The organism is Pseudomonas sp. GM55 (genome assembly GCF_000282395.1).
Taxonomy (GTDB): Bacteria; Pseudomonadota; Gammaproteobacteria; order Pseudomonadales; family Pseudomonadaceae; genus Aquipseudomonas; species Aquipseudomonas fluorescens_CC.
Map to the genome: position 1 here is coordinate 73,304 of NZ_AKJJ01000038.1, position 22,996 is coordinate 96,299.

Genomic DNA, 22,996 nt, shown 5'->3' on the forward strand with positions numbered 1-22,996 from the left:
CGGCTCGAACTTCGCTTGAGATTGCTGATTTAAGGATAGCTTGGCAACCACCAGTGATCGCAGCCCGCGACAGGACCTGCGCAACGGCGGGCGGCGCGACAGGGTGGTCGCCGCGCTCAGTGTGGGGGCTGGCGAAGCCTGCGATTTTTTGGCGTGGATCGAGGTCGCTTTACCTGGACGGCGCGAGGGCGGCCCGGGCCGCCTCGAGAATTTCATCCGACAGCGGGTCGCCGCGGGTGGCCCGGGACAGCATCAGTGCGCCGAACATCAGCGAGTACTGCACCAGCGCCTGCTGCCGTTTGCCGGCTTCGTCCTCTGTATCCAGTAGCGAGCCGAGCGAGTCGAGCAGGTTGTTCAGGCCCTGCAAATAGGTTTGACGCAAACCGCTCTCGGCGGCCTCGTGGCACATGTCCCCGGCAAAGGCCACCACCGGGCAGCTGTCGCCTGGATTGTCCCGGCTTTCATTGGACAGGTAGGGTTCGATCACGGCGCGACGGGCAGCGTCCTTGTCGTCATGCTCGGCCACCCGCGCTTGCCAGCGTTGCGCGGCTTGCTCGAAAGCCCGGCCACTGGCCTCTTGTGCCAGGGCTTCCCTGGATTCGAAGTGCCCGTAGAAGCCGCCGTGGGTCAGGCCCGCGGCGGCCATCACATCGACAACACTGATCCCGTGCAAACCGCGTTCGCGAAACAGCCGTGTGGCGGCATCGACGATGATTTCGCGGTTGAGGTCGGCTTGTTTGCGGGAAACTCGGGGCATGGGTCACTCTCGAATCTACAGGTTGAACGTCAGAGGGCGTATTGGGCAATCCCGTTGCCGAACGACCAGTTCTCTTTTTTCACTTCCACCAGATTGATGAATACATCCTCCAGGCGCACGGCCAGCTCTGCATGAAGGCTTTCGGCGATGGTTTTGTAGAGGTTTTTTTTCTGCTCCAGGGTTCGCCCTTCGTTGAGGGTGATCTGGATGACGACCAGGTTATCGGTGCGGTTGATGCCCAGATACTCGGGATCAAAGATGAAATGCTGTTCGTCGTGTTCGGCCAGGATCTGGAAGTTGTCGTGCTCCGGTACGCCAATGGTCTGGCGCATGGCGGCATAGATCAGTTGCCCGATGCGTTTGGCGTGGGTGGGGTCCTGGTGTTTTTTGATGTCGACGCGAACCAGTGGCATGGGAAGACTCCAGGTGGGCTTCAGGTCAGTTAAAAATACATGACGCTGAACCTTTATCAAGTGCGGATTGCGCTTTGGCGATCAAGTGCCAGTGCCGGAATCACCGCATTCCCTTGTAGGAGCCGGCTTGCCGGCGAAGGCGGTCTTGAGCCATGCGCCGATCTTTCAGGCGCCTTCGCTGGCAAGCCAGCTCCTACACGGGATTTTTCGTCAACCTGGTACCACCGTTCCTCACCTAAGTCTTTGCTTCTGCTCACTAATCCTCCAGAATCGCGCCCCTGTTTCGGCCGGGCGCTGCCTGTCGGGTATTCCGACGCGTCCTGGCCGGGTGGCAAGTGACCGGAATGTGGAGATCCCACCGGATGAATGATCAGGCCAATAGCGTTAACGAACGCTATGTAGAAGCGACACCCGCGACGCTTTCGAGCTGGAATCGGCAAGACACCACCTGGATGCTGGGCCTGTTTGGCACGGCGATTGGTGCGGGAACCCTGTTTTTACCGATCAACGCAGGCCTGGGCGGATTCTGGCCGCTGCTGATCCTGGCGTTGCTGGCGTTCCCGATGACCTTCTACGCACACCGCGGGCTGACCCGTTTCGTGCTGTCCGGGCGCGAAGGCGCCGACATCACCGAGGTGGTGGAGGAGCATTTCGGCATCAAGGCCGGCGCGCTGATCACCTTGCTGTACTTCTTCGCCATTTTCCCGATCCTGCTGATCTACAGCGTGGCCCTGACCAACACCGTGGGCAGTTTCCTCGAGCATCAACTGCACATCATGCCGCCACCGCGCGCCGTGCTGTCGCTGGTGCTGATCCTCGGCCTGCTGGCGGTGGTGCGTTGTGGTGAGCAACTGATCGTCAAGGCCATGAGCCTGATGGTCTACCCGTTCATCGTCGCCTTGCTGTTTCTGGCGGTGTACCTGATTCCCCACTGGAACGGCGGCATCCTGGCCACCGCCAGCGATATGCCGGCGCCTTCGGCGTTGCTGCACACCTTGTGGCTGGCGATTCCGGTGATGGTGTTCTCGTTCAACCACTCGCCGATCATTTCGGCGTTCGCCGTGGACCAGAAGCGTCGCTACGGGGAGCACGCCGAGGAGCGCAGCTCGCAGATCCTGTCCCGCGCCCATCTGCTGATGGTGGTGATGGTGCTGTTCTTCGTCTTCAGCTGTGTACTAACCCTGTCGCCTGCACAACTGGCTGAAGCCAAGGCGCAGAACCTGTCGATCCTGTCGTACCTGGCCAACCACTTCAGCAATCCGACCATCGCCTTTGCGGCGCCGTTGATTGCCTTCGTGGCCATTTCCAAGTCGTTCCTGGGGCACTACATCGGCGCCAGCGAAGGCCTCAAGGGCCTGATCGTCAAGAGCGGCAAGCGTCCATCAGCCAAGTCTCTGGACCGCATGACCGCTGCGTTCATGCTGGTGGTGTGCTGGATCGTCGCTACGTTGAACCCGAGCATTCTCGGGATGATCGAAACCCTGGGTGGTCCGGTGATTGCGGCGATCCTGTTCCTGATGCCGATGTACGCCATCCGCAAGGTGCCGGCGATGGCACGTTATCGCGGTCAGGCGTCCAATGTCTTCGTGACGGCGGTGGGCCTGGTGGCGATTTCGGCGTTGGTGTATTCGCTGAGTGCGTGATTGCTGTTTGATTGGGTGAGTGAATGACGGCTGATCCGGGTTTCGGGTTGGCCGTTTTTTTTGGTGATATCGGGGGGGATTCAGTTTCACACGGTCATCTGTAGGAGCGAGCCTGCTCGCGATGGACGTCAACGATGACGCGGGGTGTCTGGGTGCTCGTGTTGCCCTGACATTTTTCGCGAGCAGGCGGACTGGCATTCACTAATGATGTCGACTGCCACGACCCCATCGTCACAGGCGGCGATTTTTTGCTTTTGAGCTACAGTGGCGGCTGTGCGTATCACTCGCGCAACGGGTTTTTTCGACTGGAGACACTGGATTGTCGAGCGCCTTACCGCCCAACCCCGTTGAATCGCCCAATCGCTGGCAGGATCTGCTGGCAGGTTTGTCGATTGCCGGCCTGCTGCTGCCCGAGGCGGTTGCTTATTCAAGCATCGCCGCACTGGCGCCCCAGGCCGGGGTGATCGCCTTGTTTGCCGGGTTGCTGTGTTATGGCCTGTTCGGTACCAGCCGCTTCGCCATTGTTTCGGCCACCTCATCTTCCGCCGCCGTGCTGGCCGCTGCGACCGCCACCCTGGCCAATGGTGACCCGCAACTGCGCTCGACCCTGGCTTTCGGCCTGGTGTTGGTGACCGGGGCGTTTTTCTTGCTGGCCGGGCTGTTCAAGCTCGGCAGCGTGACGTCGTTCATTGCCAAACCGGTGCTGCGCGGTTTTGCCTTTGGCCTGGCGCTGACGATCATTCTCAAGCAGGTCGCCAGCGTGGTCGGTGTGCATTTGACCAATGCCAACCTGGTGCGCTTTCTGCCGCAATTGCTGGAACAACTGCCGCACTGGAACTGGGCGGCGGCTGGCGTCGGCGCCGTGGCATTGGCCTTGTTAGGGTTGTTCGCACGGTTTCGACGCCTGCCAGGTGGTTTGTTGGTGGTGGTCATTGGCATTGCGGCGGGGCAATGGCTAGACCTGCCGGCTTATGGCGTGAAGCTGATCGGCGTGATCGACCTGAGCCTGGAGGTGCCGAAGTTGCCGGTACTGCCGTTTACCGACTGGCTGCGTCTGGGTGAATTGGCGTTCGCCATGGTGATGATTCTGTATGCGGAGTCTTATGGCTCGATCAGTTCTTTTGCTCTAAAACATCGCGATCGCGTCACCTCGAACCGCGACCTGCTGGCGCTGGGGGCTTGCAACCTGTTGTCCGGACTGTTCCACGGCATGCCGGCTGGCGCGGGGTATTCGGCCACGTCGGCCAATGAGGCGGCAGGTGCCACTTCGCGCCTGGCCGGTATCGTGGCAGCGCTGGTGGTGCTGATCATTGTCCTGACAGTGCTGCCCTACATTGCCCTGACCCCGGAGCCGATCCTCGCGGCCATCGTCATCCATGCCTTGGGGCGCGGCTTGAGCCTGCAGCCGCTGGGACGGTATTTCATCTGGCGCCGTGACCGATTGCTGGTGATCTGCGCCGTGGGTGCGGTGCTGGTGCTGGGGGTGCTGGACGGCTTGCTGGTGGCCGTGGCGATCAGCGTGTTGCTGATGCTCAAGCAGATGTCGGCAGCGGATATTCAGATTCTGGGGCGCATCGATGGCGGTCACGACTTTGTCGACCTGCAACGCCACCCAACGGCGCAAACCGTGCCAGGCGTGTTGATTGTCCGCCCGGGTGAGGCGTTGTTCTTTGCCAACGTCGAGCGGATTCTTGGTGGCGCCTTGCGTCTGGTCCGGCACTCACAGGAGCCCGTTCATTCAGTGATTCTCAGTCTTGAGGAATCTCCCGACCTGGATGGCACCAGCATCGAGGCGTTGCAGGCGTTTTTCGTGCGGGTGCATCAGGAAGGCAAGCGCCTGACTCTGGCTCGTCTAAAGGACAGTGCGCAAGCGGCGCTGGCGGCGTTGCCGGAGGTGGAGGCCAACGCTGTGGTGCTGAGCGGGTTGAGCGTGGATGGTGCGGTGCAGCAGGCCCTCAAGCTCAACAAATGACTGTGCTGAATGTGCTGGCCTCATCGCGGGCAAGCCCGCTCCCACAGTGATTTATGTCGTTCACAAAACCTGTGGGAGCGGGCTTGCCCGCGATGAGGTCGGAACACCCAGTGATTTTTAACCTGCATAAAAAAACGCCGCACATCTCACGATGGGCGGCGTTTTTCATTGCGTTGCAACGTTAGGCTTGAACGACCGGAATGTTGGCGTTCGCAGCAGCTTCACGGAACTCGGCGATCTGGTCGAAGGACAGGTAGCGGTAGACATCGGCCGCCATGCTGTCGATCTTGCCAGCGTATTCCATGTACTCCTCGACGGTCGGCAGGCGACCCAGGATGGAGGCCACGGACGCCAGCTCGGCCGAAGCCAGGTAGACGTTCGCGCCGTCACCCAGACGGTTCGGGAAGTTACGGGTCGACGTCGACACCACGGTGGAGTTGGCTTCTACACGTGCCTGGTTACCCATGCACAGCGAGCAGCCTGGCATTTCCATGCGAGCGCCGGCCTTGCCGTAGATGCCGTAGTAACCTTCTTCGGTCAGCTGGTGAGCGTCCATCTTGGTCGGCGGCGACAGCCACAGACGGGTTGGCAGCTGACCCTTGACCTGTTCCAGCAACTTGCCGGCGGCGCGGAAGTGACCGATGTTGGTCATGCACGAACCGATGAACACTTCGTCGATCTTCTCGCCAGCAACGCTGGAGAGCAGGCGAGCGTCGTCCGGGTCGTTCGGCGCGCAGAGCACAGGCTCCTTGACGTCGGCCAGGTCGATCTCGATGACTTCGGCGTATTCGGCGTCCTTGTCAGCTTCCAGCAGCTCTGGGTTGGCCAGCCAGGCTTCCATTGCTTGAGCGCGACGTTCCAGGGTACGAGCATCGCCGTAGCCTTCGCCGATCATCCAGCGCAGCAGGGTGATGTTCGATTGCAGGTACTCGGCGATCGACTCTTTGGACAGCTTGATGGTGCAACCGGCAGCCGAACGTTCGGCCGAGGCGTCGGACAGTTCGAACGCTTGCTCGACGGTCAGTTTTTCCAGACCTTCGATCTCCAGGATGCGACCGGAGAAGGCGTTTTTCTTGCCTTTCTTCTCTACGGTCAACAGGCCTTTCTGGATCGCGTAGTAAGGAATGGCGTGAACCAGGTCACGCAGGGTGACGCCTGGCTGCAGTTCGCCTTTGAAGCGAACCAGGATCGACTCAGGCATGTCCAGCGGCATGACGCCGGTGGCTGCGGCGAACGCGACCAGGCCGGAACCGGCCGGGAACGAAATGCCGATCGGGAAACGGGTGTGGGAGTCACCACCGGTACCGACGGTGTCCGGCAGCAGCATGCGGTTCAGCCACGAGTGGATGATGCCGTCGCCCGGACGCAGGGAAACGCCGCCGCGGGTCATGATGAAGTCAGGCAGGGTGTGGTGGGTGGTCACGTCGATCGGCTTTGGATAAGCCGCGGTGTGGCAGAAGGACTGCATCACCAGGTCGGTCGAGAAGCCCAGGCACGCCAGGTCTTTCAGTTCGTCACGGGTCATTGGACCGGTGGTGTCCTGGGAACCTACGGTGGTCATCTTCGGTTCGCAGTAGGTGCCCGGACGGATGCCGGTCACGCCGCAAGCCTTGCCGACCATTTTCTGCGCCAGGGTGAAACCCTTGGTGCTTTCAGCCGGTGCTTCAGGCTTCTTGAACAGGGTCGAAGGTGGCAGGCCCAGTTCGGCACGAGCCTTCTCGGTCAGGCCACGGCCGATGATCAGCGGGATACGGCCGCCAGCGCGCACTTCGTCGAGCAGGACCGGGGTCTTCATTTCGAAGGTGGTCAGGACTTCGTCGGTGCCGTGCTTGCAGACTTTGCCAGCATGCGGGTACAGGTCGATCACGTCGCCCATGTGCATGTTGGATACGTCGAATTCGATTGGCAGTGCGCCGGCATCTTCCATGGTGTTGTAGAAGATCGGAGCGATCTTGCTGCCGAAGCAGAAACCGCCGGCACGCTTGTTCGGCACGTAAGGAACGTCGTCACCGAAGAACCACAGTACCGAGTTGGTGGCCGATTTACGCGAAGAACCGGTACCGACCACGTCGCCGACGTAGGCGATCGGGAAGCCGGCGTTGCGCATTTCTTCGATCTGCTTCATCGGACCGGTGACGCCTTGCTCGTCCGGCACGATGCCGTCGCGAGCCATTTTCAGCATGGCCAGGGCGTGCAGCGGGATGTCTGGACGGGACCAGGCATCTGGAGCAGGGGACAGGTCGTCGGTGTTGGTTTCGCCGGTGACCTTGAACACGCGCAGGCTGATCTTGTCGGCCAGGGTCGGGCGCTTCACGAACCACTCGCCGTCAGCCCAGGATTGCAGCACGCCTTTGGCGTGAACGTTACCCTTCTTGGCTTTTTCAGCGACGTCGTGGAAGGCATCGAACATCAGCAGGGTGTGCTTGAGTTCTTCGGCAGCTACTGGTGCCAGTTCGGCGTCGTCCAGCAGGTTTACCAGAGTCACGATGTTGTAGCCGCCCTGCATGGTGCCGAGCAGTTCAACAGCGCGCTTCTTGTCGATCAGGGGGGATTTGGCTTCGCCTTTGGCGATGGCGGACAGGAAGCCGGCCTTGACATAGGCCGCTTCGTCCACACCTGGCGGAACGCGATTGGTGATCAGGTCAACGAGGAATGCTTCTTCGCCAGCCGGGGGATTTTTCAGCAGCTCGACCAGGCCTGCAGTTTGTTCGGCGTTTAGCGGCTGGGGAACGATACCCAGTGCTGCGCGCTCTTCGATATGTTTGCGGTAGGCTTCAAGCACAGTTATTACCCTCATCAGTGGTCCCAAATGGGTGTCCGGGACGCTCATCCCGAAATTGCCGTACTCATGCGCTGCATGGCGTTGTGAGCCACTTAGCCAGAATTACCGACAATTCCTTACAGAAGCTGCTTTCAAAGTTTTACGCCTGCAGAACGGGAGCTGATGAGGGTTGGCGTTGGGCTTTTCCCCGCTGGAAAAACCCCTCGCCAACACCGCTCTGAAGGAACGACTGTGCTCGTGACGCTTTGAAAACAGCTTCTAACGGACATTGGCGCCTAAAAAGGCAGGCTGATTCTACGGCAAAAAAAAATTAAAGGTAAGTCAGGTTTTATTGGACTTTGGTGGAGGCGGCCACCAACCCTCATTCACCCAAGGCCCTGAGCTTTGAGGGGTGATCAATGGCGGACAAAGGGCTAACATGACCGCCTGTCCTGCTTTTTCGCGTTTTGCCTATCTATGCCCAATCAGACCATCAAGACACCCTGCGTCGGCCTCTGCTCCACTGTTTACGGTGACCTGGTGTGCCGTGGCTGCAAGCGTTTCCACCACGAAGTGATCCACTGGAACGGTTACAACGAGGAAGAAAAGCGCGCGGTATGGCTGCGTCTTGAGCAGTTGCTGTCGCAGGTGATGGCCGCCAAGGTGGAAATTTTCGACCCGGCACTGCTGAGAATGCAGCTGGAGCAGCGCCAGATCCGTTTCGTGCCCCATCAGTCGGAATACTGCTGGGCCTACCAGCTGATCGCGCGGGGCGCACGGGTGATCAACAACCTGGAAGCCTACGGGATGGTGTTGCTGCCAGAGTTTCGCGACTGGAACCTGCCGGAATTGCGCGATGCCATTGATCGGGAATTTTTCCTGCTCTCCGAGGCCCATTACCAGCGCTACATTGCGCCGGGGTTCCTGAAGGACGCCTTCGGCGCCTAATCGTTAAAAGCTTCGCTGGCAAGCCAGCTCCTACAGGTTCTGCATCCACCTTGCAGGAGCTGGCTTGCCAGCGAAGGCGATTTCACAGGCACCAAAAATCTCAATGCTTGCCGGCAATCTCCTCCAGATGATCCTCGATCTCCTGCGGCTTGAGCACCAGCACATCGCTCTCGACCGCATCCAGCACCACTTCCGCCGTATTGCCGATCAAGGTCCCGGACAAACCGCTGCGGGCCACGGTGCCGATCACCGTCACCGCCGCCTGCAGCTTGTGCACCATGAACGGAATCAGCACATCCGCCGGGCCTTCCTCGATGTGCAGGTGTTCATCGTCGATGTCGAACTCAGCCTGGAACGACCTGCATTGCTCGCGGTAGCGCGCCTGGATGGTTTCACTGAGCTGAAACGTCGGGTCGGCCGATGACAGCATCGGCGACGGGTGGGCACTGATCACGTGAAGGTGGGCCTTGGCCAGGGTCGCGATGTCATAGCCATGATCAATGATGGTGTCGTGCAGGTGGCGGTGTTCGGCGTCGGTGTTGCCGACGTCGACAGCCGCCAGGATCACTTTGTCTTTCCATGAACCTGCGGTTTTCACCAGCAGTACCGGGGAAGGGCATTGGCGCAGCAATTTCCAGTCCTCGGGTGTCAGCAGGGCCTTTTTCAGTGCGCTGTCGGGAAAGTGCTGCTTGACCACCAGTCCGCAGCCTTCGGCTTGCTGCACATCGATGATGGTTTGATGCAGGCTCTGATTCCAGGCCTGTTCAGTGGTGATGTTGTAACCGTCCTCCAGTAAAGCGGCCTTGAGCACCCCCAACATGCCATTGTGATCATGCTTGGGGTCGCACACCAGCAGATGCAGATGCGCCTGGGTCACGCCTGCAATCAATTTGGCCCGTTTGAGCGCCAGGCTTTCGGAGTGTTCGGGGTCGATGACCACCAGAATGCTGCGTACGGCTTGCATGATCGGGATCTCCTGAAAATGAAAAAGCACGGCGTTGCACAACTATAGTTGCTGTCTGCGATTCGGGGACTTGATGCATATCAACGGTTGGCGACTGGTGGTCTGCGGGCAGGCCGGTATAATCGGCGCCCTTCGTTTTGAACCTATTTTTCCGTGAGCCCCATGATCCTTCCCGAAATTCACGAGTTCCTTGGCTGCCGCACCCCCGACGGCTGGGTTCAAGCCGCGCTGGCCGATCAGGAAACCCTCTTGATCGACCACAAGAACTGCGAATTCAAGGCCGCCAGCACCGCGTTGAGCCTGATCGCCAAGTATCACTCCCATGTCGACCTGATCAACATGATGTCGCGCCTGGCCCGGGAAGAGCTGGTGCACCACGAACAGGTCATGCGCCTGATGAAACGCCGCAAGATCGCGCTGCGCCAGCTGTCCGCCGGGCGCTATGCGTCGGGGCTGCGCAAGGTGGTACGCAGTCACGAGCCAGTGAAACTGGTGGACACATTGGTGGTGGGGGCATTCATCGAGGCCCGCAGTTGCGAGCGTTTCGAAGCGCTGGTGCCGCATCTGGACGAAGAACTGGGCAAGTTCTATTTCGGTCTGCTCAAGAGCGAGGCCCGGCACTTCCAAGGTTACCTGAAACTGGCCTACCAGTACGGGGACGCCAAGGACATCGCCCAGGTGATCGACAAGGTTCGTGCCGCCGAGCAGGAACTGATCGAGTCCCCGGATGTGGAATTCCGCTTCCATAGCGGCGTACCGGCCGCGGCGTGAGCTTCGAATAGCGCTCAAGACAGTGTCGCGCAGAACCTAGCGCCTCAAACCCAGGCGTTCATGCCATTGCGCAATGGACTCTTCGGGGTACAGATCGAACTGTTGATCCCCGGGCCGCGCCTGAACCTCCACCCACAGCGCTTTTGAGCCGAGCATCAGGTGCGTGTGCTCCGGCGGCACCGGCAGTGGCGTGTCGATGGCTGAGGCGAAGGGGTGAATCAACTCAGGCCATTCGGGACTGAACAGCCATAAACCCGAGCCGCACACCGAGCAGAAATGCCGCTCGGCGGTGCTGCTGTGGGCGCGTTTGTCGCCTTGTTCCTTGAGCCGCGCGTGGTAAATCGCGATGTGCTTGCGCCCGCGAACCTTGAGGCTGGCGGCATCGCCGCCGAGGTTGATCGCATAGCCGCCACCGCCCTGGGTCTTGCGGCAGATCGAGCAGTAGCAACGCTGGTAAGGGTAGGGGTGGGCGCTGGTCAAGCTGAACGACACCGCGCCGCAATGGCAGGATCCTTCGAGGTGCATGGTGGTCTCCGGTGGCTGAAGTGATACAGATCAGCCTAGAAGATAGGGATCAGCAGTGCCGGCGCCATCGCTGGCAAGCCAGCTCCCACAAGGATTGCAAGCGAACAGAAAACCTGTGCCCGGCACATAACCTGTGGGAGCTGGCTTGCCAGCGATGAACGATAACGCGGTGCCACTGGACGCACGCTAATGGCCCGGTCAGCATGGGCGCCTCGAAACCGGGATCTGAAACCCATGCGACGATTACCTTCCCTGGCAGCCCTCAGAACCTTCGAATGCGCCGCCCGTCACGCCCATTTCGGTCGGGCGGCGGCCGAGTTGTGCGTGACCGACAGCGCGGTCAGCCATCAGATTCGCCAACTCGAAGAGCAACTCGGTGTGTCGCTGTTCGTGCGTGAAGGCCGGCAGATTCGCCCGACCCTGGCCGCCGGGCGCCTGATGCAAAGCCTGCAACAGGCTTTCGAACTGATTGGCGATGCCTGCGATGAACTGCGCGATCCTTCCTCCCTGGCGGTATTACGCCTGGCGGTCACCGCCGAGCTGGCGCAAAAGTGGCTGATGAGCCGCCTAACGGATTTCTACGCACGCTATCCACACATCACCCTGCATCTGTACGAACAACCGATCGACGCCACGGCGCCCGGGGAAGACATCGACCTGGCGATCACCTACGGCACCGGCCCGGTGGACAGCACCGCGTATTTCGTCAGGCCGCTGCCGGCGTTGCAGTTCTTCCCGGTGTGCAGCCCCGGCCTGTTCAACCAGGGCACCCTGAAAACCCCGAAGGACCTGGCCCGCCATTGCCTGCTGCACGACGACCAGGACGGCAAGACCTGGACCGCGTGGCTCACCAGCCATGCCGGCGACCAGCGCCCGGACCGCCAGTTGTATTTCGCCCATGCCGGGCTGGCGCTCGAAGCCGCCGCTCAAGGGCAGGGCGTGGCCATGGGCGACAACCTGACGGCTCAGGAAGATTTGCTCAGCGGTCGGCTGGTCCGGCCGTTTACGTCGAGCATGACCGCCCTGGGCCAATACGCACTGGTGTGCGAGCGGGTGCGGCTGGAGCGTCCGGCGGTGGCGCAGATGCTGGAATGGTTCAACGATCAGTTGCTCGATTGATGAGTTGAATTCAAGTATTCCGAAATAATCATCGTTGGCGGGCCAGTCGCCAACGCCCTTAGCCTGTGGTCATTCCAATCCCTGCTGAAGAGGTTTGACCATGGCACGTTTGCTTGACACCACTCCCAAACAGGACGGTTTCCGTCTGCCCGGTGAATTCGAAGCCAAGTCCGGTTGCTGGCTCGGCTGGCCGGAGCGCACCGACGTCTGGCGCAATGGTGCCAAGCCGGCGCAGAAAGTCTGGGTGCAGATCGTCACCGCCATTTCCATGAGCGAACCGGTCACCGTGTGCGCCTCGGCGGCACAGTTCGCCACCGCGCGCCGCCAGTTGCCGCCGCAGGTGCGTGTGGTGGAAATGACCTGCAATGACACTTGGTTCCGCGACAGCGGCCCGTGCTTTGTGGTCAATGATCAGAGCGGCGAAGTGCGCGGCGTTGACTTCGAATTCAACGCCTACGGAGGGCTCGACGGCGGCCTGTACTACCCGTGGGACAAGGACGACCAGATCGCCAGCAAAATTCTCGAAATCGAACGCTTCGACCGCTATCGCGCGCCGCTGATTGCCGAACTGGGTGGCATCCAGAGCGACGGCCAGGGCAGCATCCTGACCACCGAACAATGCCTGCTCAACCGCAACCGCAATCAGCATCTGGGCAAGGACGAAGTCACCCGTCGCCTGACCGATTACCTCGGCGCCGAGCAGGTCATCTGGCTGCCGCGGGGCTGCAAGTTCGACGAAACCGATGGCCATGTCGACGACCTCGCGTGCTTCGTGCGCCCTGGTGAAGTGGTATTGCAATGGACCGACAACCGCGATGACCCGCAGTGGGAAATCTATCAGGAGGCCTACGACATCCTGCGCAGCACCCGCGACAGTCGTGGCCGCGAGTTGATCGTGCACAAGCTGCCGCAGCCGGATGTGCTGGAGTGGACAGCCGAAGAAGCCGAAGGGCTGGACCGGCAGGACAGCACTCACACCCGCCAGGCCGGGACGAAAATCTGCGCGTCGTACATCAACTACTACGCCGGCAACCGCTCCATCGTGGTGCCGCTGTTTGGTGATCGCAACGACAAAGTGGCGCTGGCGACCCTGGCCGAACTGTTCCCGCAACACAGCATCGTCGGTATTGAAAACTCCCGGGAAATCCTCCTCGGTGGCGGCAACGTCGCGTGCATCACCATGCCGCAGTACGCCGCCACGACCTCAAGCAAAAAGGGAGCGTGATCGTGGGCCTGCACAAACTGACTCAAGCAATACTGCTGGTGCTTGCCCCCCTGTGTGTGCAGGCCGCCGAAACCGCCACACCGGTGGTCAACCTGTACATTTGGGGCGAGTACCTGGCCCCGGACACCCTGAAGAACTTCGAGGAAAAAACCGGCATTCATGTGGTGGCCGACCACTTCGATTCCCTGGAAACCGTCGAGACCAAGTTGCTGACCGGCCGCAGTGGCTACGACCTGGTGCTGACGGCGGGGCAGCATCTGTCCCGGGCCATCGAGAGTGGCGCGGTGCAGACGGTCGACAAGCAGCAACTGCCGCATTTCGCCGGCGTCGGCGAAGAGTTCCGCCAGCACATGGCAGTGTTCGATCCGGGCAACCGCTATGCCGGGATCTACGCCTGGGGCACCACGGGCGTGGGGTATCAGGAAGAGGCCGTGAAACAACGCCTGCCCGGCGCGCCGACAGACAGTTGGGCGATGCTGTTCGATCCGGCGGTGGTCGCGAAATTCGCCGATTGCGGGGTCAGCCTGCTCAACGATCCCAACGAAGTGTTTGCGGCGGTCATGAAATACATGGGGCTGGACATCAACCGCCAGAACCTCGACGACCTGAAACTGGCCGAGCAGCAACTGGCGAAGATTCGGCCGTACATTCGTTACTTCGACAACGACCTGAACATCAGCGACCTGGCCAACGGCAACACCTGCGTGGCGATGTCGTGGAACGGTAACGTGGGCATCGCAGCGGGCCAGGCTGAGGCAGCGGGTAAACCGTACTCGCTGACGTACCGCATTCCGAAGGAGGGCACGTTGATCTGGTTCGATGCCATGGTCATTCCCAAGGATGCGCCGCATCCAAAGGCCGGTCTTGCACTGATGGACTACCTGATGACCCCGCAAGTGATCGCGCCGATCACCGACACCATCCACTACGCCAATGCGATCACGGCAGCGGACGGCTTGATCGACCCGGCGATCCGCAATGACCCGGGGACGTATCCGCCGGCGGCGGTCAGGGCTTCGCTGTACAGCAAGAATGACAATGGCAAGGCGTTCAACCGGGCGCTGATTCGGGCGTTCAGTCGGTTGAAGTCGGGGTTGTGATCTGTTTCGGGTGATGTATTGACTGGGCTGACGCCTTCGCTGGCAAGCCAGCTCCTACGGGTTTAGCGGTATACATATATTTTGTGTACGACTCGGACACTGTAGGAGCTGGCTTGCCAGCGAAGAACGATAACGCGGTCTACCGCCCAGGCACCCGCCACAAATACCAGGAGGCCACCGTCCGGAACGGGCTCCACCCCATCCCGATCTCGATCATTTGCCGCCGCGTCGGCTGCACCTCCAACCCCTTGAGTCGCTTGTAGCCCTCACGTACGCCAAAGTCATCCGCCGGCAGGATATCCGGCCGATCCAGGCTGTAGATCAGCAACATCTCCACGGTCCAGCGGCCCACGCCGCGCAACGTGATCAGGCGTTCGATCAGCGCTTCATCATCCATGGCCAGCGCCGTGACGTAATCCGGCACCACGCCGTCCAGCGCCGCCTGGGCGATGCCCTGAATGGTCGCGATCTTGCTCGCGGAAAACCCGCAACTGCGCAATCTGTCGAAATCTGTCGCGACGATCTGTTCAGGCCTGGGAAACGAGCCCGAACCGAACAGCGCCAGCAGCCGGCCGACAATCGCATCGCCGGCCTTGGCATGCAGTTGCTGATAGGCAATCGCCCGCACCAGCGACTCATACGGATCACGCGCCGCATGCGGCTGGTGCAGGCACGGGCCGATGGTGTCGATATGGCGGCGCCAATCGTCATCGATGGCGGCCAGGAACTCACTGGCCGCCCGATAGCCGTCGGACATGGGTTCAGGCTTTCCCGGACGGTTTCAACAGGGCGTTCACTTCGCCATAGGTGAGGGCCTTCAGGTCATGGGTATCGAGCTTGCCGGATTGCAGAAAGCTTTTGGCGATGCCGGCCATGGCACCGTAGAGGAATTCGGCGATGCCTGAACCTGCGGACAGGCGGCGCACGCCCAGTGCCTCGAGCACTTCGGGTGACGGCAGGCCCGGGAAGCCAAGCACATTCAATGGCAGCGAGGTGCCATGGCACAGCGCCTTGATCTCGTACTCGGCGGTAACGCCCGCGGCAAACAGGCCATTGGCACCGGCCGCCTGATACAGCGCGGCGCGCTTGAGAGTTTCGGCGACGCGATCCTCGGCAGGCACCAGGCCGCGCAAGTAGACATCGGTGCGCGCATTGATGAACAGGTTCACCTGGCGGCGATCGGCAACCTGGCGCGCGGTTTCTATCTTGCGTGCCAGCAACTCCGGAGGCGAGGAGCCGTCCTCGATATTGATCCCGACCGCGCCAGCGGCGATCACGGCGTCAACTACGTCTGCCACCCGTTCCAGGTCATCGGAGTAACCGGCTTCGATGTCCACGGTCAGCGGCACCGAAATGACCCGGGCAATTGACTCGACGGTCGAGACCAGGCGTTCAAGGGGCAGGGTGTTGCCGTCCGGGTAGCCATGCACCCAGGCCACCGCCGCGCTGCTGGTGGCCACGGCCTTGTTGCCCAGTTGCTCCACCAGCCGCGCCCCGGCGGCATCGGCGACGTTGGTGAGGATCAGCAAGCCATCGTGATGCAGTTGGTGCAGATGATTGTCGAGCCTGTCCATCGAGTTTCCTTCCTAATGAAAAATCTGTGGGGGATCAGAACGCCAATGGCTCCGTGAGCTGCACCTTTGCGTTTTCCAGCCTGAGCAGAAACGCCTTGCGCGGCTGGCCTCCAGCGTAGCCGGTCAGCGAGCCGTCGGCACCGATCACGCGGTGGCACGGCACGACAATCGATAGGCGGTTATGCCCATTGGCCAGGCCCACCGCCCGGCTGGCACCGGGTTTGCCCAGAGTCGCCGCGATGGCGCCGTAGGTGGTGGTTTGGCCGTAAGGGATCTTTGCCAGTTCCGCCCAGACCCGGCGAGAGAACTCGCTGCCGGGCATGTGCAGGGCAACGCTGAACTCAGTGAGCGTGCCGGCGAAATACGCGGACAACTGCGCTTCGATCTGTTGCAAATGCAGGTTGTGTCCCGGTGCCACGGCATAACCGAAACGGTTTTGCAGCACTTCGACCGAAGGGGTCAGCGATGGCTGATCGAGAAACTCCAGCAGCACCAGCCCACGCCGTTCGGCCATGGCGATCATCGGCCCCAGCGGCGTGGTCAGGCGCGTGAACAGCAGCGGCTCGCTGTTGGCCGCGCGGCCCGGGGTGATGTGAAACGACTTCTGAAAGGCATCGCGAAATCCGCTCAGGGACTCGTAGCCGGAATCGAATGCGACGTCGTCGATGGAGCCGCCCTGTTTAATTCCGTCCAACGCCAAACCCAGGCGCCGGGCGCGCAGCCACGCATGGAAGGTCATGCCGAAATGCTGCTTGAACCAGCGACGCAGTTTCAATGGTTCGATGCCTTCGGCCAGTAGCCGGGTGTCGGTCCAGCGCTGCTCCGGGGCGGCATCTACCGACTTGAACAGCTTCTGTACCCAGTCCGGCGCACTGGCGGCGCTGTCCAGCGGTTTGCAGCGCAGGCAGGCGCGGTAGCCCGCTGCCAGGCATTGTTCGGTGTTGGCAAAGAACTCGACGTTCGCAGGCTTCGGGCTGCGGGCGGTGCAACCGGGGCGGCAGAAGATTCGGGTGGTCTTGACCGCCGTGAAAAACACCCCCTCGTAGGACGTGTCTCGCTCGAGCATGGCGCGAACCATCTCGGCACGGGGCGGCAGCAGCGTTTTTTGTAGGTTCATGGGCGCAGCATAGATCGCCTCATGGGTGGCCTCCACCGGAAAATCGACAGCGAATTTCGCACTGGAAAGCCCTGGACCTGTAGGAGCAAGCTTGCTCGCGAAGGCGGCGTGTCAGGCGCCTCAATATCGGATGACACAACGTTTTCGCGAGCAGGCTCGCTCCCACATTAAAACGAGCCTTTCAGGCTCGACGCGCCATCAGCAGCACCGAAGCCGCCGCCGACAGCAACCCGGCGCAGCAGCGGTTGAATATCCGCTTGCCCGACGGCCTGGCGAACCAGCGGCGCATGTGCAGGCCCATGTAGGCATAGGCGCCGATGGCGATCCATTCCAGCACCAGAAACAGCGCGCCCAGCACCACGAACTGCGGCGCAATGGCGTGGGTCGAGTCGACGAATTGCGGCAGGAATGCGGTGAAAATCAGGATGGCCTTGGGGTTGCCGGCCGCGACCAGGAATTCCTGGCGGGCCAGCGCCAGCGTGCCCACGGGGGCGGTGGTGAGCACGTTTTCGACGCCTGGATCGGCGCGCCACAGCTGCCAGGCGAGGTAGAACAGGTACGCCGCGCCGAGGATCTTGATGGCGTAGAACAGCAGCTCGGAGGTTTGCAGCACCACCGCCAGCCCCGCCGAGGCGAGGGCAATCATCCCGGCAAACGCCAGCAACCGGCCGATGCCGGCCACACACGCGGTGCGGTAGCCATAGCGGGTCGAATTGCTGACCGACAGCAGGTTGTTGGGGCCGGGTGCCATGTTGAGGGCGAAGCAGGCCGGCAGAAACAGGGTGAGGGTGGCGAGGTCCATGGTGGGCTCCTGAAGCAAGAGCGCTATTTTTATCACAGCAACGCGGTGGCCAGACCCATACAGTGACGGGCGTAAACCACCGTACAAGGGGCTATCTGGCGAATTTTTTCGCCCCGGCGACGCAGAGGATCACGGCGACAGTGACACCCAGCATGCCGAGGCTGACCTGTTCATGCAGTAGAGTGGCGGCCAGGGTCAGGCCGAAAAACGGCTGCAGCAGCTGCAATTGCCCAACGGCGGCGATGCCCCCTTGGGCCAGGCCGCGATACCAGAACACGAAACCGATCAGCATGCTGAACAGCGAGACGTAAGCCAGGCTGAACCAGGCCGGCGTGCTGATGTCGGTGAGCGAGACCGGCATGCGCATCCAGCTGAACAGCGCCACGACCGGTAGCGACAGTACCAGCGCCCAGGAAATCACCTGCCAGCCACCGAGCGTGCGCGACAGCTTCGCGCCTTCTGCATAACCCAGGCCGCAGGCGAGGATGGCCAGCAGCATCAGGATGTCGCCTTGCGGGGAGGCGGTCAGCCCTTGGGACAGGGCAAACCCGACCACCAGCAGGCTGCCCAGCACCGAGAAAATCCAGAACGCCGCCCGTGGTCGTTCGCCGCCGCGCAGAACGCCAAACACCGCCGTCGCCAGGGGCAACAGGCCGACGAAGACAATGGAGTGTGCGGACGTCACGTATTGCAGTGCCAGCGCCGTCAGCAGAGGGAACCCGATGACCACACCCAGGGCGACGATCATCAGCGGTATCAGTTGATCGCGCGCCGGACGTTTTTCCTTGAATAACCACAGCAGGCACAGCGCCAGGAGCGCAGCGATGGTCGCGCGGGCGACCGTGAGGAACACCGGGTCAAACTCCAGCACCGCCACCCGTGTCGCCGGCAGCGAACCGCTGAAGATCACCACGCCGATCAGGCCATTGATCCAGCCGCTGGTGCTGTTTTCCAGCGTCCGGTGTTGCAGGTTCGAGGTCCGTTCCATTTGGCTCACGCTCATTGTCTGATTGCACGAAACTCATCGTATGAGCGAATATCGATACAATCAAAAAATTGTCATGGATACATCGCGACATGCCTCGATCGCGCTACAAAACCCTGGTGGATGCCTTTGCCGCCGACATCCGTTGCGGGCGTTTGCCGCCCGGCACGCGCCTGCCGACTCACCGGCAACTGGCCACTGAGCACGGCCTGGCACTGGTCACCGCCAGCCGGGTGTATGCCGAGCTGGAGGGCATGGGCCTGGTCAGTGGCGAAACCGGACGCGGAACCTTTGTCAGGGAGACTTCGCTGCCACCGGGCCAGGGCATCTCGCAGCATGTGGTGGCAGCGGGGATGATCGACCTGAACTTCAACTACCCGTCATTGCCCGGTCAGGCCGACCTGCTGCGCAATGCCTTGCGTCAGCTGGCGTTGTCCGGTGACCTGGAATCCCTCCTGCGCTATCAGCCCCACGCGGGGCGCCTGCATGAGCGGGCCTCGGTCGCGCGCCATCTGGTCGAACGCGGGCTGAACGTGCCGGCCGAGCAGGTGTTGATCGTCAGCGGCGCCCAGCATGGCCTGACGGTGGCGATGATGACGCTGCTCAAGCCTGGCGATGTGATCGCCGCTGATGCGTTGACCTATCCCGGTTTCAAGACGCTGGCCGAAACACTGCATCTGGAAGTCTTGCCCATTCCAGTCACGGATACCGGGCCTGATCTGCCCGCCCTGGAAAAACTCTGCCGCATCCGATCGGTACGGGCCCTGTACTCGATGCCGACCTTGCACAACCCGCTGGGCTGGGTGATGGACGCCGATCAGCGCGAGCGACTGGTGGCAATAGCGCGCCAGCACGACCTGACGATCATCGAGGACGCCGCCTACGCGTTCCTGGCCGAAAACGTACCGCCGCCACTGGCCGAGCTGGCGCCTGAGAGAACGGTGTACGTGTCCGGTCTGTCGAAGAATGTCGCCACCGGGCTGCGGGTTGGTTTCATGGCCGCACCCGTGCAATGGGTCGCCGCCTTCGAGCGCACCATCATGGCGACCACCTGGAACACCCCCGGCGTGATGACCGCCATCGCCACGGCCTGGCTCGACGACGGCACCGTCAGCCAGCTGGAAGCGCAGAAACGGGCCGACGCCCAAGCCAGGCAGGCCCTGGCCCGGGAGGTGCTGGCGGGGCTCGGGACCATCAGTCACCCGAATTCCTACTTCATCTGGCTGCCGTTGGCCGAAGACGCCCGGGCCGACCAGGTCGCCATGGCGCTGATGCGCGAGCAGGTGTCGGTGTCGCCAGCCGAGCCCTTTGCGATTTCGGCCCATGTACCGCACGCGATACGCCTGGCGTTGGGCTCGGTGGACATGGGCTCCCTGCGCATTGCCCTGAACAAAGTGAAAAGCGTCGTTGGTTATTACTCGTAGCGAGGTGCGGCAGGGCAGTTTTCTTCAATACGCGAGCCGGTCGGCGCTTTACCTTGAGCACCTTGTTCAATTCAACGGAAGAAGGTGTGCAATGAGTCTGATGATGTCCATGGCGGCGTTTGCGCTGGTCGCGTCCATCACCCCGGGGCCGGTCAACATTGTGGCGTTGAGTTCCGGCGCGCGGTTTGGCTTGCGGGCCAGCCAGCGTCATGTGGCCGGGGCCACGTTGGGGTTTGTCTTGCTGTTGGTGCTGATGGGGTTGGGCCTGCATGAGTTGTTGCAACAGTGGCCCGCGCTGACGCAGGTGGTGCAATGGGCGGGCGTAGCCTTTCTGTTGTACATGGCCTTCAAGCTGGCGGCCGACAATGGACAGGTGCAAGCCAGTGAATCGGCACAGGCCCCGTCGATGCTGTATGGCGCCATCATGCAATGGCTCAACCCCAAGGCCTGGTTGGCCTGCGTGGCTGGGATGGGCGCGTTTGTCGCCGATGGCGAGGCGCGGCTGGTTTGGCAATTCGCCGCGATTTATCTGGTGATCTGCTATCTGTCGGTGGGTTGCTGGGCTTATGCCGGGACGTTTCTGAGCGGTTTTTTGCACAACCCGGCCGGCATGCGCCTGTTCAATCGCGCCATGGCATTGCTGCTGGTGGTGAGCGCGGTGTATCTGCTGCTGCCGTAACGGCAGTCACTGGATATTCAACCCCGATACTGCCCCGGCGTTGCCGCCAAATGCTGTTTGAATGCCCGTTGAAAATGTGCCTGATCGGCGAACCCCGCTTCCAGCGCCACATCTGCAATCAGCTTGCCGCTGCGTAATTGATCCTGGGCGAACTGGATGCGCCGGTTCACCAGAAACGCGTGGGGCGTCATGCCGTAATGCTGTTTGAAGGCGCGGATCAGGTAGGACGGTGACAGTTGCGCCGCCTCGCAAATATCTTCGAGCTTGAGGGTTTGCGTACAGTGATCGCGGATGTAATCGGCGGCACGCTCCAGCTTGAAATTGGGTTCGCGCAGCGGCGGGTCGACCGGGTTCAATCGCTGCTGTACATCAGTGAAAAACTCCACCGCCACGCTGTGTTTGCGCAGCACATCCTGTTGCGGGTCGACCAGCACGTCATACAAGCCCGCAAGGCCGGCAAACAGGTTGGCGTCCCGCGTATGGGTCAGCGAAAAGCGGCGAAACGCCGTGTCATCGCTGAACCCCAGCTGGTGCTGCAGATCGGTCAGCCACGGCGTATCGACGTACAGCATCAGGTACGACCAGGGTTGGTCTTCGATCGGGTTGCAGGCGTGGACGTCGCCGGGGTTCATCAGTACGACCGTGCCGGCGCTGACCTCGAATGCGCACTGCTCATGGATATAGGTGCTGCGCCCGGCGGTGATCGCCCCGATGGAAAAGTGCTCGTGGGCATGCCGGGTGTAGCAGACTTCGCGCCCGTCGGCGATGGAGCGGGCTTCGATGAAGGGCAGGGCATCATCGCGCCAGAAGCGCGGGGCCTTGTCGGCGTTTTTGGCAACGGCGTGCTTCATGCTCACTCCTCGGCAGGTCAGTGCCCGAGTGTATTAGCTCTCGCCGTCAAAGGCTCGTTGCAGTTCGGCGATATCGAGTTTTTTCATCTGCATCATCGCTTGCATGGCCCGTTGGGATTTTTTCGTGTCCGGGTCTTTGATCATGTCCATCATGGCGACGGGGACGATCTGCCACGACAGCCCGAACTTGTCCCGGAGCCAACCGCATTGCTGGGCCTCGGGCGCGCCGCCGGCCGACAGGTTGCCCCAGTAATGGTCGACTTCTTCCTGGGTCAGGCAATTGACCTGAAATGAAACCGCCTCACTGAACTTGAACAACGGCCCGCCGTTGAGGCCAGTGAAGCTCTGCCCGTCGAGCTCGAAGCTGACGGTCATGACCGAACCTTCGGGCCGGCCGTGGAATTCGAAACCGGCGTGGCCGTAATGGGTGATGGCCGTGATTTTCGAATGATCGAAGATCGAGCAATAGAATTTAGCCGCCTCTTCGGCCTGATTGTCGAACCACAGGCAGGGTGTGAGTTTTTGTACGCGTTGCATGGTGCCAACTCCTCTGCGGATTGCGCATGTTCCGGACTTTCAGAGTAGTCAGCCTCTGGTCGTCTGGCCGTACCGTAGATCGAGAAAATTGCCACGTGGTTGTGATGCTATAGTCGAAATGACGTCGATATGAGTCATATAGACTATTTGCGTGGTGGGTCTTTATGACTCATGTGCGCACAAGTGCCTGGATTTAAAGGGGTAAAAAGCTGGCACGGGACTTGATCAGGTAAACGTACAACTGAAAGCCTTCAGGAGTACGCGAAATGTTCAACTTCTTCAGCAACCCTCAGAACGTCCTTGAATTGTCGAGTCGTGTGCTCGGGGCTGGCCTGGCGATGCTGCTGGCCGGCATCTACGGTGCCTATCTTTACGACGGCCACCTGTCGATCGTCGTGCTGGTGACCCTGCACGCCATGACCATTGTCGGCCCGACCCTGTTGAAAATCGGCTACGTCATGCGCCTGCTTTCCCAGTATCGGCTGAGCCGAGGCCTGGTCCGGGTGGTGGCTTGATGCGCCGGCTTGCCGTTGCACCGGTCTTCAGTCTGGGCTTCCGGCCGTTCTTTCTCGCCGGTGCCGGTTTCGCCGCCATCGCCGTGGCTATCTGGGCCTTGTGGCTGTACGGGCGATTGCCCGGTGCGCAACCGGTGGGCGGCATGCTCGCCTGGCATCGGCATGAAATGCCCTTCGGATTTGCCTCGGCCATCATTGCCGGGTTCCTCCTGACTGCGGTGCCCAACTGGACCGGCCGGCCGGGGCTCAAGGGCTGGCCGCTGATCGGCCTGGTGCAGGTGTGGCTGCTGGCGCGGCTGGCGTGGCTCCTGCCG

General features: G+C 61.3%; 23 protein-coding genes. 11 read left to right on the forward strand and 12 right to left on the reverse strand.

Features of this window, described 5'->3' with window-relative positions:
* Window positions 1-169 precede the first annotated feature (169 nt).
* Both PMI31_RS08670 and PMI31_RS08675 read right to left on the reverse strand, forming a co-directional pair.
* Window positions 170-757 (reverse strand): TetR/AcrR family transcriptional regulator, encoded by a 588-nt coding sequence (locus PMI31_RS08670; RefSeq protein ID WP_008017532.1) that lies wholly within the window; start codon window positions 755-757, stop codon window positions 170-172.
* Window positions 758-786: 29 nt separating this feature from the next.
* Complete coding sequence (locus PMI31_RS08675) at window positions 787-1,170, reverse strand: tautomerase family protein (RefSeq protein WP_008017533.1); 384 nt, start codon at window positions 1,168-1,170, stop codon at window positions 787-789.
* A 362-nt stretch (window positions 1,171-1,532) separates the two neighbouring features.
* Here PMI31_RS08675 and PMI31_RS08680 point away from each other — a divergent pair, with 362 nt between their 5' ends.
* Window positions 1,533-2,813, forward strand: coding sequence for a serine/threonine transporter (locus PMI31_RS08680; protein ID WP_008017534.1), 1,281 nt, complete (start codon window positions 1,533-1,535; stop codon window positions 2,811-2,813).
* A gap of 319 nt (window positions 2,814-3,132) precedes the next feature.
* On the forward strand, window positions 3,133-4,785 hold the full coding sequence (locus tag PMI31_RS08685) for a SulP family inorganic anion transporter (protein ID WP_008017536.1): 1,653 nt from the start codon (window positions 3,133-3,135) through the stop codon (window positions 4,783-4,785).
* Between the two features lie 181 nt (window positions 4,786-4,966).
* Here the strand turns inward: PMI31_RS08685 and acnB are convergent, their stop codons facing one another.
* Window positions 4,967-7,567, reverse strand: coding sequence for a bifunctional aconitate hydratase 2/2-methylisocitrate dehydratase (acnB, locus tag PMI31_RS08690; RefSeq protein ID WP_043302292.1), 2,601 nt, complete (start codon window positions 7,565-7,567; stop codon window positions 4,967-4,969).
* Between the two features lie 456 nt (window positions 7,568-8,023).
* On the opposite strand from acnB, the gene PMI31_RS08695 reads away from it, so the two are divergent.
* Window positions 8,024-8,494 (forward strand): DUF1289 domain-containing protein, encoded by a 471-nt coding sequence (locus tag PMI31_RS08695; RefSeq protein WP_008017538.1) that lies wholly within the window; start codon window positions 8,024-8,026, stop codon window positions 8,492-8,494.
* Window positions 8,495-8,594: 100 nt separating this feature from the next.
* Here the strand turns inward: PMI31_RS08695 and PMI31_RS08700 are convergent, their stop codons facing one another.
* Window positions 8,595-9,458 (reverse strand): universal stress protein, encoded by an 864-nt coding sequence (locus PMI31_RS08700; RefSeq protein WP_008017539.1) that lies wholly within the window; start codon window positions 9,456-9,458, stop codon window positions 8,595-8,597.
* A gap of 162 nt (window positions 9,459-9,620) precedes the next feature.
* On the opposite strand from PMI31_RS08700, the gene PMI31_RS08705 reads away from it, so the two are divergent.
* Window positions 9,621-10,229 (forward strand): tRNA-(ms[2]io[6]A)-hydroxylase, encoded by a 609-nt coding sequence (locus tag PMI31_RS08705; protein ID WP_008017540.1) that lies wholly within the window; start codon window positions 9,621-9,623, stop codon window positions 10,227-10,229.
* A 36-nt stretch (window positions 10,230-10,265) separates the two neighbouring features.
* Here PMI31_RS08705 and PMI31_RS08710 read toward each other — a convergent pair whose 3' ends face one another.
* Window positions 10,266-10,754 carry a GFA family protein gene (locus PMI31_RS08710; protein WP_008017541.1) on the reverse strand — a complete coding sequence of 163 codons (489 nt, stop codon included), beginning with the start codon at window positions 10,752-10,754 and terminating at the stop codon, window positions 10,266-10,268.
* Window positions 10,755-10,988: 234 nt separating this feature from the next.
* Between PMI31_RS08710 and PMI31_RS08715 the strand changes: the two genes are divergently transcribed.
* The 3 genes from PMI31_RS08715 (at window position 10,989) to PMI31_RS08725 (ending at window position 14,198) form a co-directional block, all read left to right on the forward strand.
* Window positions 10,989-11,873 carry a LysR substrate-binding domain-containing protein gene (locus PMI31_RS08715; protein WP_008017542.1) on the forward strand — a complete coding sequence of 295 codons (885 nt, stop codon included), beginning with the start codon at window positions 10,989-10,991 and terminating at the stop codon, window positions 11,871-11,873.
* Between the two features lie 100 nt (window positions 11,874-11,973).
* Complete coding sequence (aguA, locus tag PMI31_RS08720; protein WP_008017543.1) at window positions 11,974-13,098, forward strand: agmatine deiminase; 1,125 nt, start codon at window positions 11,974-11,976, stop codon at window positions 13,096-13,098.
* A 2-nt stretch (window positions 13,099-13,100) separates the two neighbouring features.
* Complete coding sequence (locus PMI31_RS08725; protein WP_008017544.1) at window positions 13,101-14,198, forward strand: extracellular solute-binding protein; 1,098 nt, start codon at window positions 13,101-13,103, stop codon at window positions 14,196-14,198.
* Between the two features lie 139 nt (window positions 14,199-14,337).
* On the opposite strand, the gene PMI31_RS08730 is transcribed toward PMI31_RS08725, so the two are convergent.
* The 5 genes from PMI31_RS08730 to PMI31_RS08750 form a co-directional block, all read right to left on the reverse strand.
* Window positions 14,338-14,955 (reverse strand): DNA-3-methyladenine glycosylase family protein, encoded by a 618-nt coding sequence (locus PMI31_RS08730; RefSeq protein WP_008017545.1) that lies wholly within the window; start codon window positions 14,953-14,955, stop codon window positions 14,338-14,340.
* A gap of 4 nt (window positions 14,956-14,959) precedes the next feature.
* On the reverse strand, window positions 14,960-15,772 hold the full coding sequence (locus PMI31_RS08735; protein WP_008017546.1) for an isocitrate lyase/PEP mutase family protein: 813 nt from the start codon (window positions 15,770-15,772) through the stop codon (window positions 14,960-14,962).
* Between the two features lie 34 nt (window positions 15,773-15,806).
* A complete protein-coding gene (locus PMI31_RS08740) occupies window positions 15,807-16,889 on the reverse strand; it encodes a bifunctional transcriptional activator/DNA repair enzyme AdaA (protein WP_043302293.1) in 1,083 nt (360 codons plus the stop codon).
* A 181-nt stretch (window positions 16,890-17,070) separates the two neighbouring features.
* Window positions 17,071-17,691 (reverse strand): LysE family translocator, encoded by a 621-nt coding sequence (locus PMI31_RS08745; protein WP_008017548.1) that lies wholly within the window; start codon window positions 17,689-17,691, stop codon window positions 17,071-17,073.
* Between the two features lie 91 nt (window positions 17,692-17,782).
* The gene (locus PMI31_RS08750) at window positions 17,783-18,679 is read right to left on the reverse strand and encodes a DMT family transporter (protein WP_008017549.1); all 897 of its coding nucleotides are present in this window, start codon (window positions 18,677-18,679) and stop codon (window positions 17,783-17,785) included.
* Window positions 18,680-18,768: 89 nt separating this feature from the next.
* Between PMI31_RS08750 and PMI31_RS08755 the strand changes: the two genes are divergently transcribed.
* Together PMI31_RS08755 and PMI31_RS08760 are read left to right on the forward strand one after the other, a co-directional pair.
* A complete protein-coding gene (locus PMI31_RS08755; RefSeq protein WP_008017550.1) occupies window positions 18,769-20,100 on the forward strand; it encodes an aminotransferase-like domain-containing protein in 1,332 nt (443 codons plus the stop codon).
* A 91-nt stretch (window positions 20,101-20,191) separates the two neighbouring features.
* Window positions 20,192-20,779 carry a LysE family translocator gene (locus PMI31_RS08760; RefSeq protein ID WP_008017551.1) on the forward strand — a complete coding sequence of 196 codons (588 nt, stop codon included), beginning with the start codon at window positions 20,192-20,194 and terminating at the stop codon, window positions 20,777-20,779.
* 17 nt (window positions 20,780-20,796) lie between these two features.
* Here the strand turns inward: PMI31_RS08760 and PMI31_RS08765 are convergent, their stop codons facing one another.
* Window positions 20,797-21,630 (reverse strand): AraC family transcriptional regulator, encoded by an 834-nt coding sequence (locus PMI31_RS08765; RefSeq protein WP_008017553.1) that lies wholly within the window; start codon window positions 21,628-21,630, stop codon window positions 20,797-20,799.
* A 33-nt stretch (window positions 21,631-21,663) separates the two neighbouring features.
* A complete protein-coding gene (locus tag PMI31_RS08770) occupies window positions 21,664-22,167 on the reverse strand; it encodes a VOC family protein (RefSeq protein ID WP_008017554.1) in 504 nt (167 codons plus the stop codon).
* A 266-nt stretch (window positions 22,168-22,433) separates the two neighbouring features.
* Between PMI31_RS08770 and PMI31_RS08775 the strand changes: the two genes are divergently transcribed.
* Together PMI31_RS08775 and PMI31_RS08780 are read left to right on the forward strand one after the other, a co-directional pair.
* Window positions 22,434-22,682, forward strand: a complete 249-nt coding sequence (locus tag PMI31_RS08775) for a hypothetical protein (RefSeq protein WP_008017555.1) — start codon at window positions 22,434-22,436, stop codon at window positions 22,680-22,682.
* The coding region (locus PMI31_RS08780; RefSeq protein WP_008017557.1) for an NnrS family protein at window positions 22,682-22,996 on the forward strand (315 nt) is incomplete at its 3' end. The genes PMI31_RS08775 and PMI31_RS08780, both read left to right, overlap by 1 nt.

Excerpts from the sequence above, each read along its gene's own strand:
- PMI31_RS08700 (WP_008017539.1), bottom strand. The coding sequence starts at position 9,458 with ATGCAAGCCGTACGCAGCATTCTGGTGGTCATCGACCCCGAACACTCC.
- aguA (WP_008017543.1), top strand. The coding sequence starts at position 11,974 with ATGGCACGTTTGCTTGACACCACTCCCAAACAGGACGGTTTCCGTCTG.
- PMI31_RS08670 (WP_008017532.1), bottom strand. The coding sequence starts at position 757 with ATGCCCCGAGTTTCCCGCAAACAAGCCGACCTCAACCGCGAAATCATC.
- PMI31_RS08715 (WP_008017542.1), top strand. The coding sequence starts at position 10,989 with ATGCGACGATTACCTTCCCTGGCAGCCCTCAGAACCTTCGAATGCGCC.
- PMI31_RS08710 (WP_008017541.1), bottom strand. The coding sequence starts at position 10,754 with ATGCACCTCGAAGGATCCTGCCATTGCGGCGCGGTGTCGTTCAGCTTG.
- PMI31_RS08740 (WP_043302293.1), bottom strand. The coding sequence starts at position 16,889 with ATGAACCTACAAAAAACGCTGCTGCCGCCCCGTGCCGAGATGGTTCGC.
- PMI31_RS08735 (WP_008017546.1), bottom strand. The coding sequence starts at position 15,772 with ATGGACAGGCTCGACAATCATCTGCACCAACTGCATCACGATGGCTTG.
- PMI31_RS08745 (WP_008017548.1), bottom strand. The coding sequence starts at position 17,691 with ATGGACCTCGCCACCCTCACCCTGTTTCTGCCGGCCTGCTTCGCCCTC.
- PMI31_RS08750 (WP_008017549.1), bottom strand. The coding sequence starts at position 18,679 with ATGGAACGGACCTCGAACCTGCAACACCGGACGCTGGAAAACAGCACC.
- PMI31_RS08675 (WP_008017533.1), bottom strand. The coding sequence starts at position 1,170 with ATGCCACTGGTTCGCGTCGACATCAAAAAACACCAGGACCCCACCCAC.
- PMI31_RS08775 (WP_008017555.1), top strand. The coding sequence starts at position 22,434 with ATGTTCAACTTCTTCAGCAACCCTCAGAACGTCCTTGAATTGTCGAGT.
- PMI31_RS08730 (WP_008017545.1), bottom strand. The coding sequence starts at position 14,955 with ATGTCCGACGGCTATCGGGCGGCCAGTGAGTTCCTGGCCGCCATCGAT.
- PMI31_RS08705 (WP_008017540.1), top strand. The coding sequence starts at position 9,621 with ATGATCCTTCCCGAAATTCACGAGTTCCTTGGCTGCCGCACCCCCGAC.
- PMI31_RS08755 (WP_008017550.1), top strand. The coding sequence starts at position 18,769 with ATGCCTCGATCGCGCTACAAAACCCTGGTGGATGCCTTTGCCGCCGAC.
- PMI31_RS08695 (WP_008017538.1), top strand. The coding sequence starts at position 8,024 with ATGCCCAATCAGACCATCAAGACACCCTGCGTCGGCCTCTGCTCCACT.
- PMI31_RS08760 (WP_008017551.1), top strand. The coding sequence starts at position 20,192 with ATGAGTCTGATGATGTCCATGGCGGCGTTTGCGCTGGTCGCGTCCATC.
- PMI31_RS08765 (WP_008017553.1), bottom strand. The coding sequence starts at position 21,630 with ATGAAGCACGCCGTTGCCAAAAACGCCGACAAGGCCCCGCGCTTCTGG.
- PMI31_RS08680 (WP_008017534.1), top strand. The coding sequence starts at position 1,533 with ATGAATGATCAGGCCAATAGCGTTAACGAACGCTATGTAGAAGCGACA.
- PMI31_RS08770 (WP_008017554.1), bottom strand. The coding sequence starts at position 22,167 with ATGCAACGCGTACAAAAACTCACACCCTGCCTGTGGTTCGACAATCAG.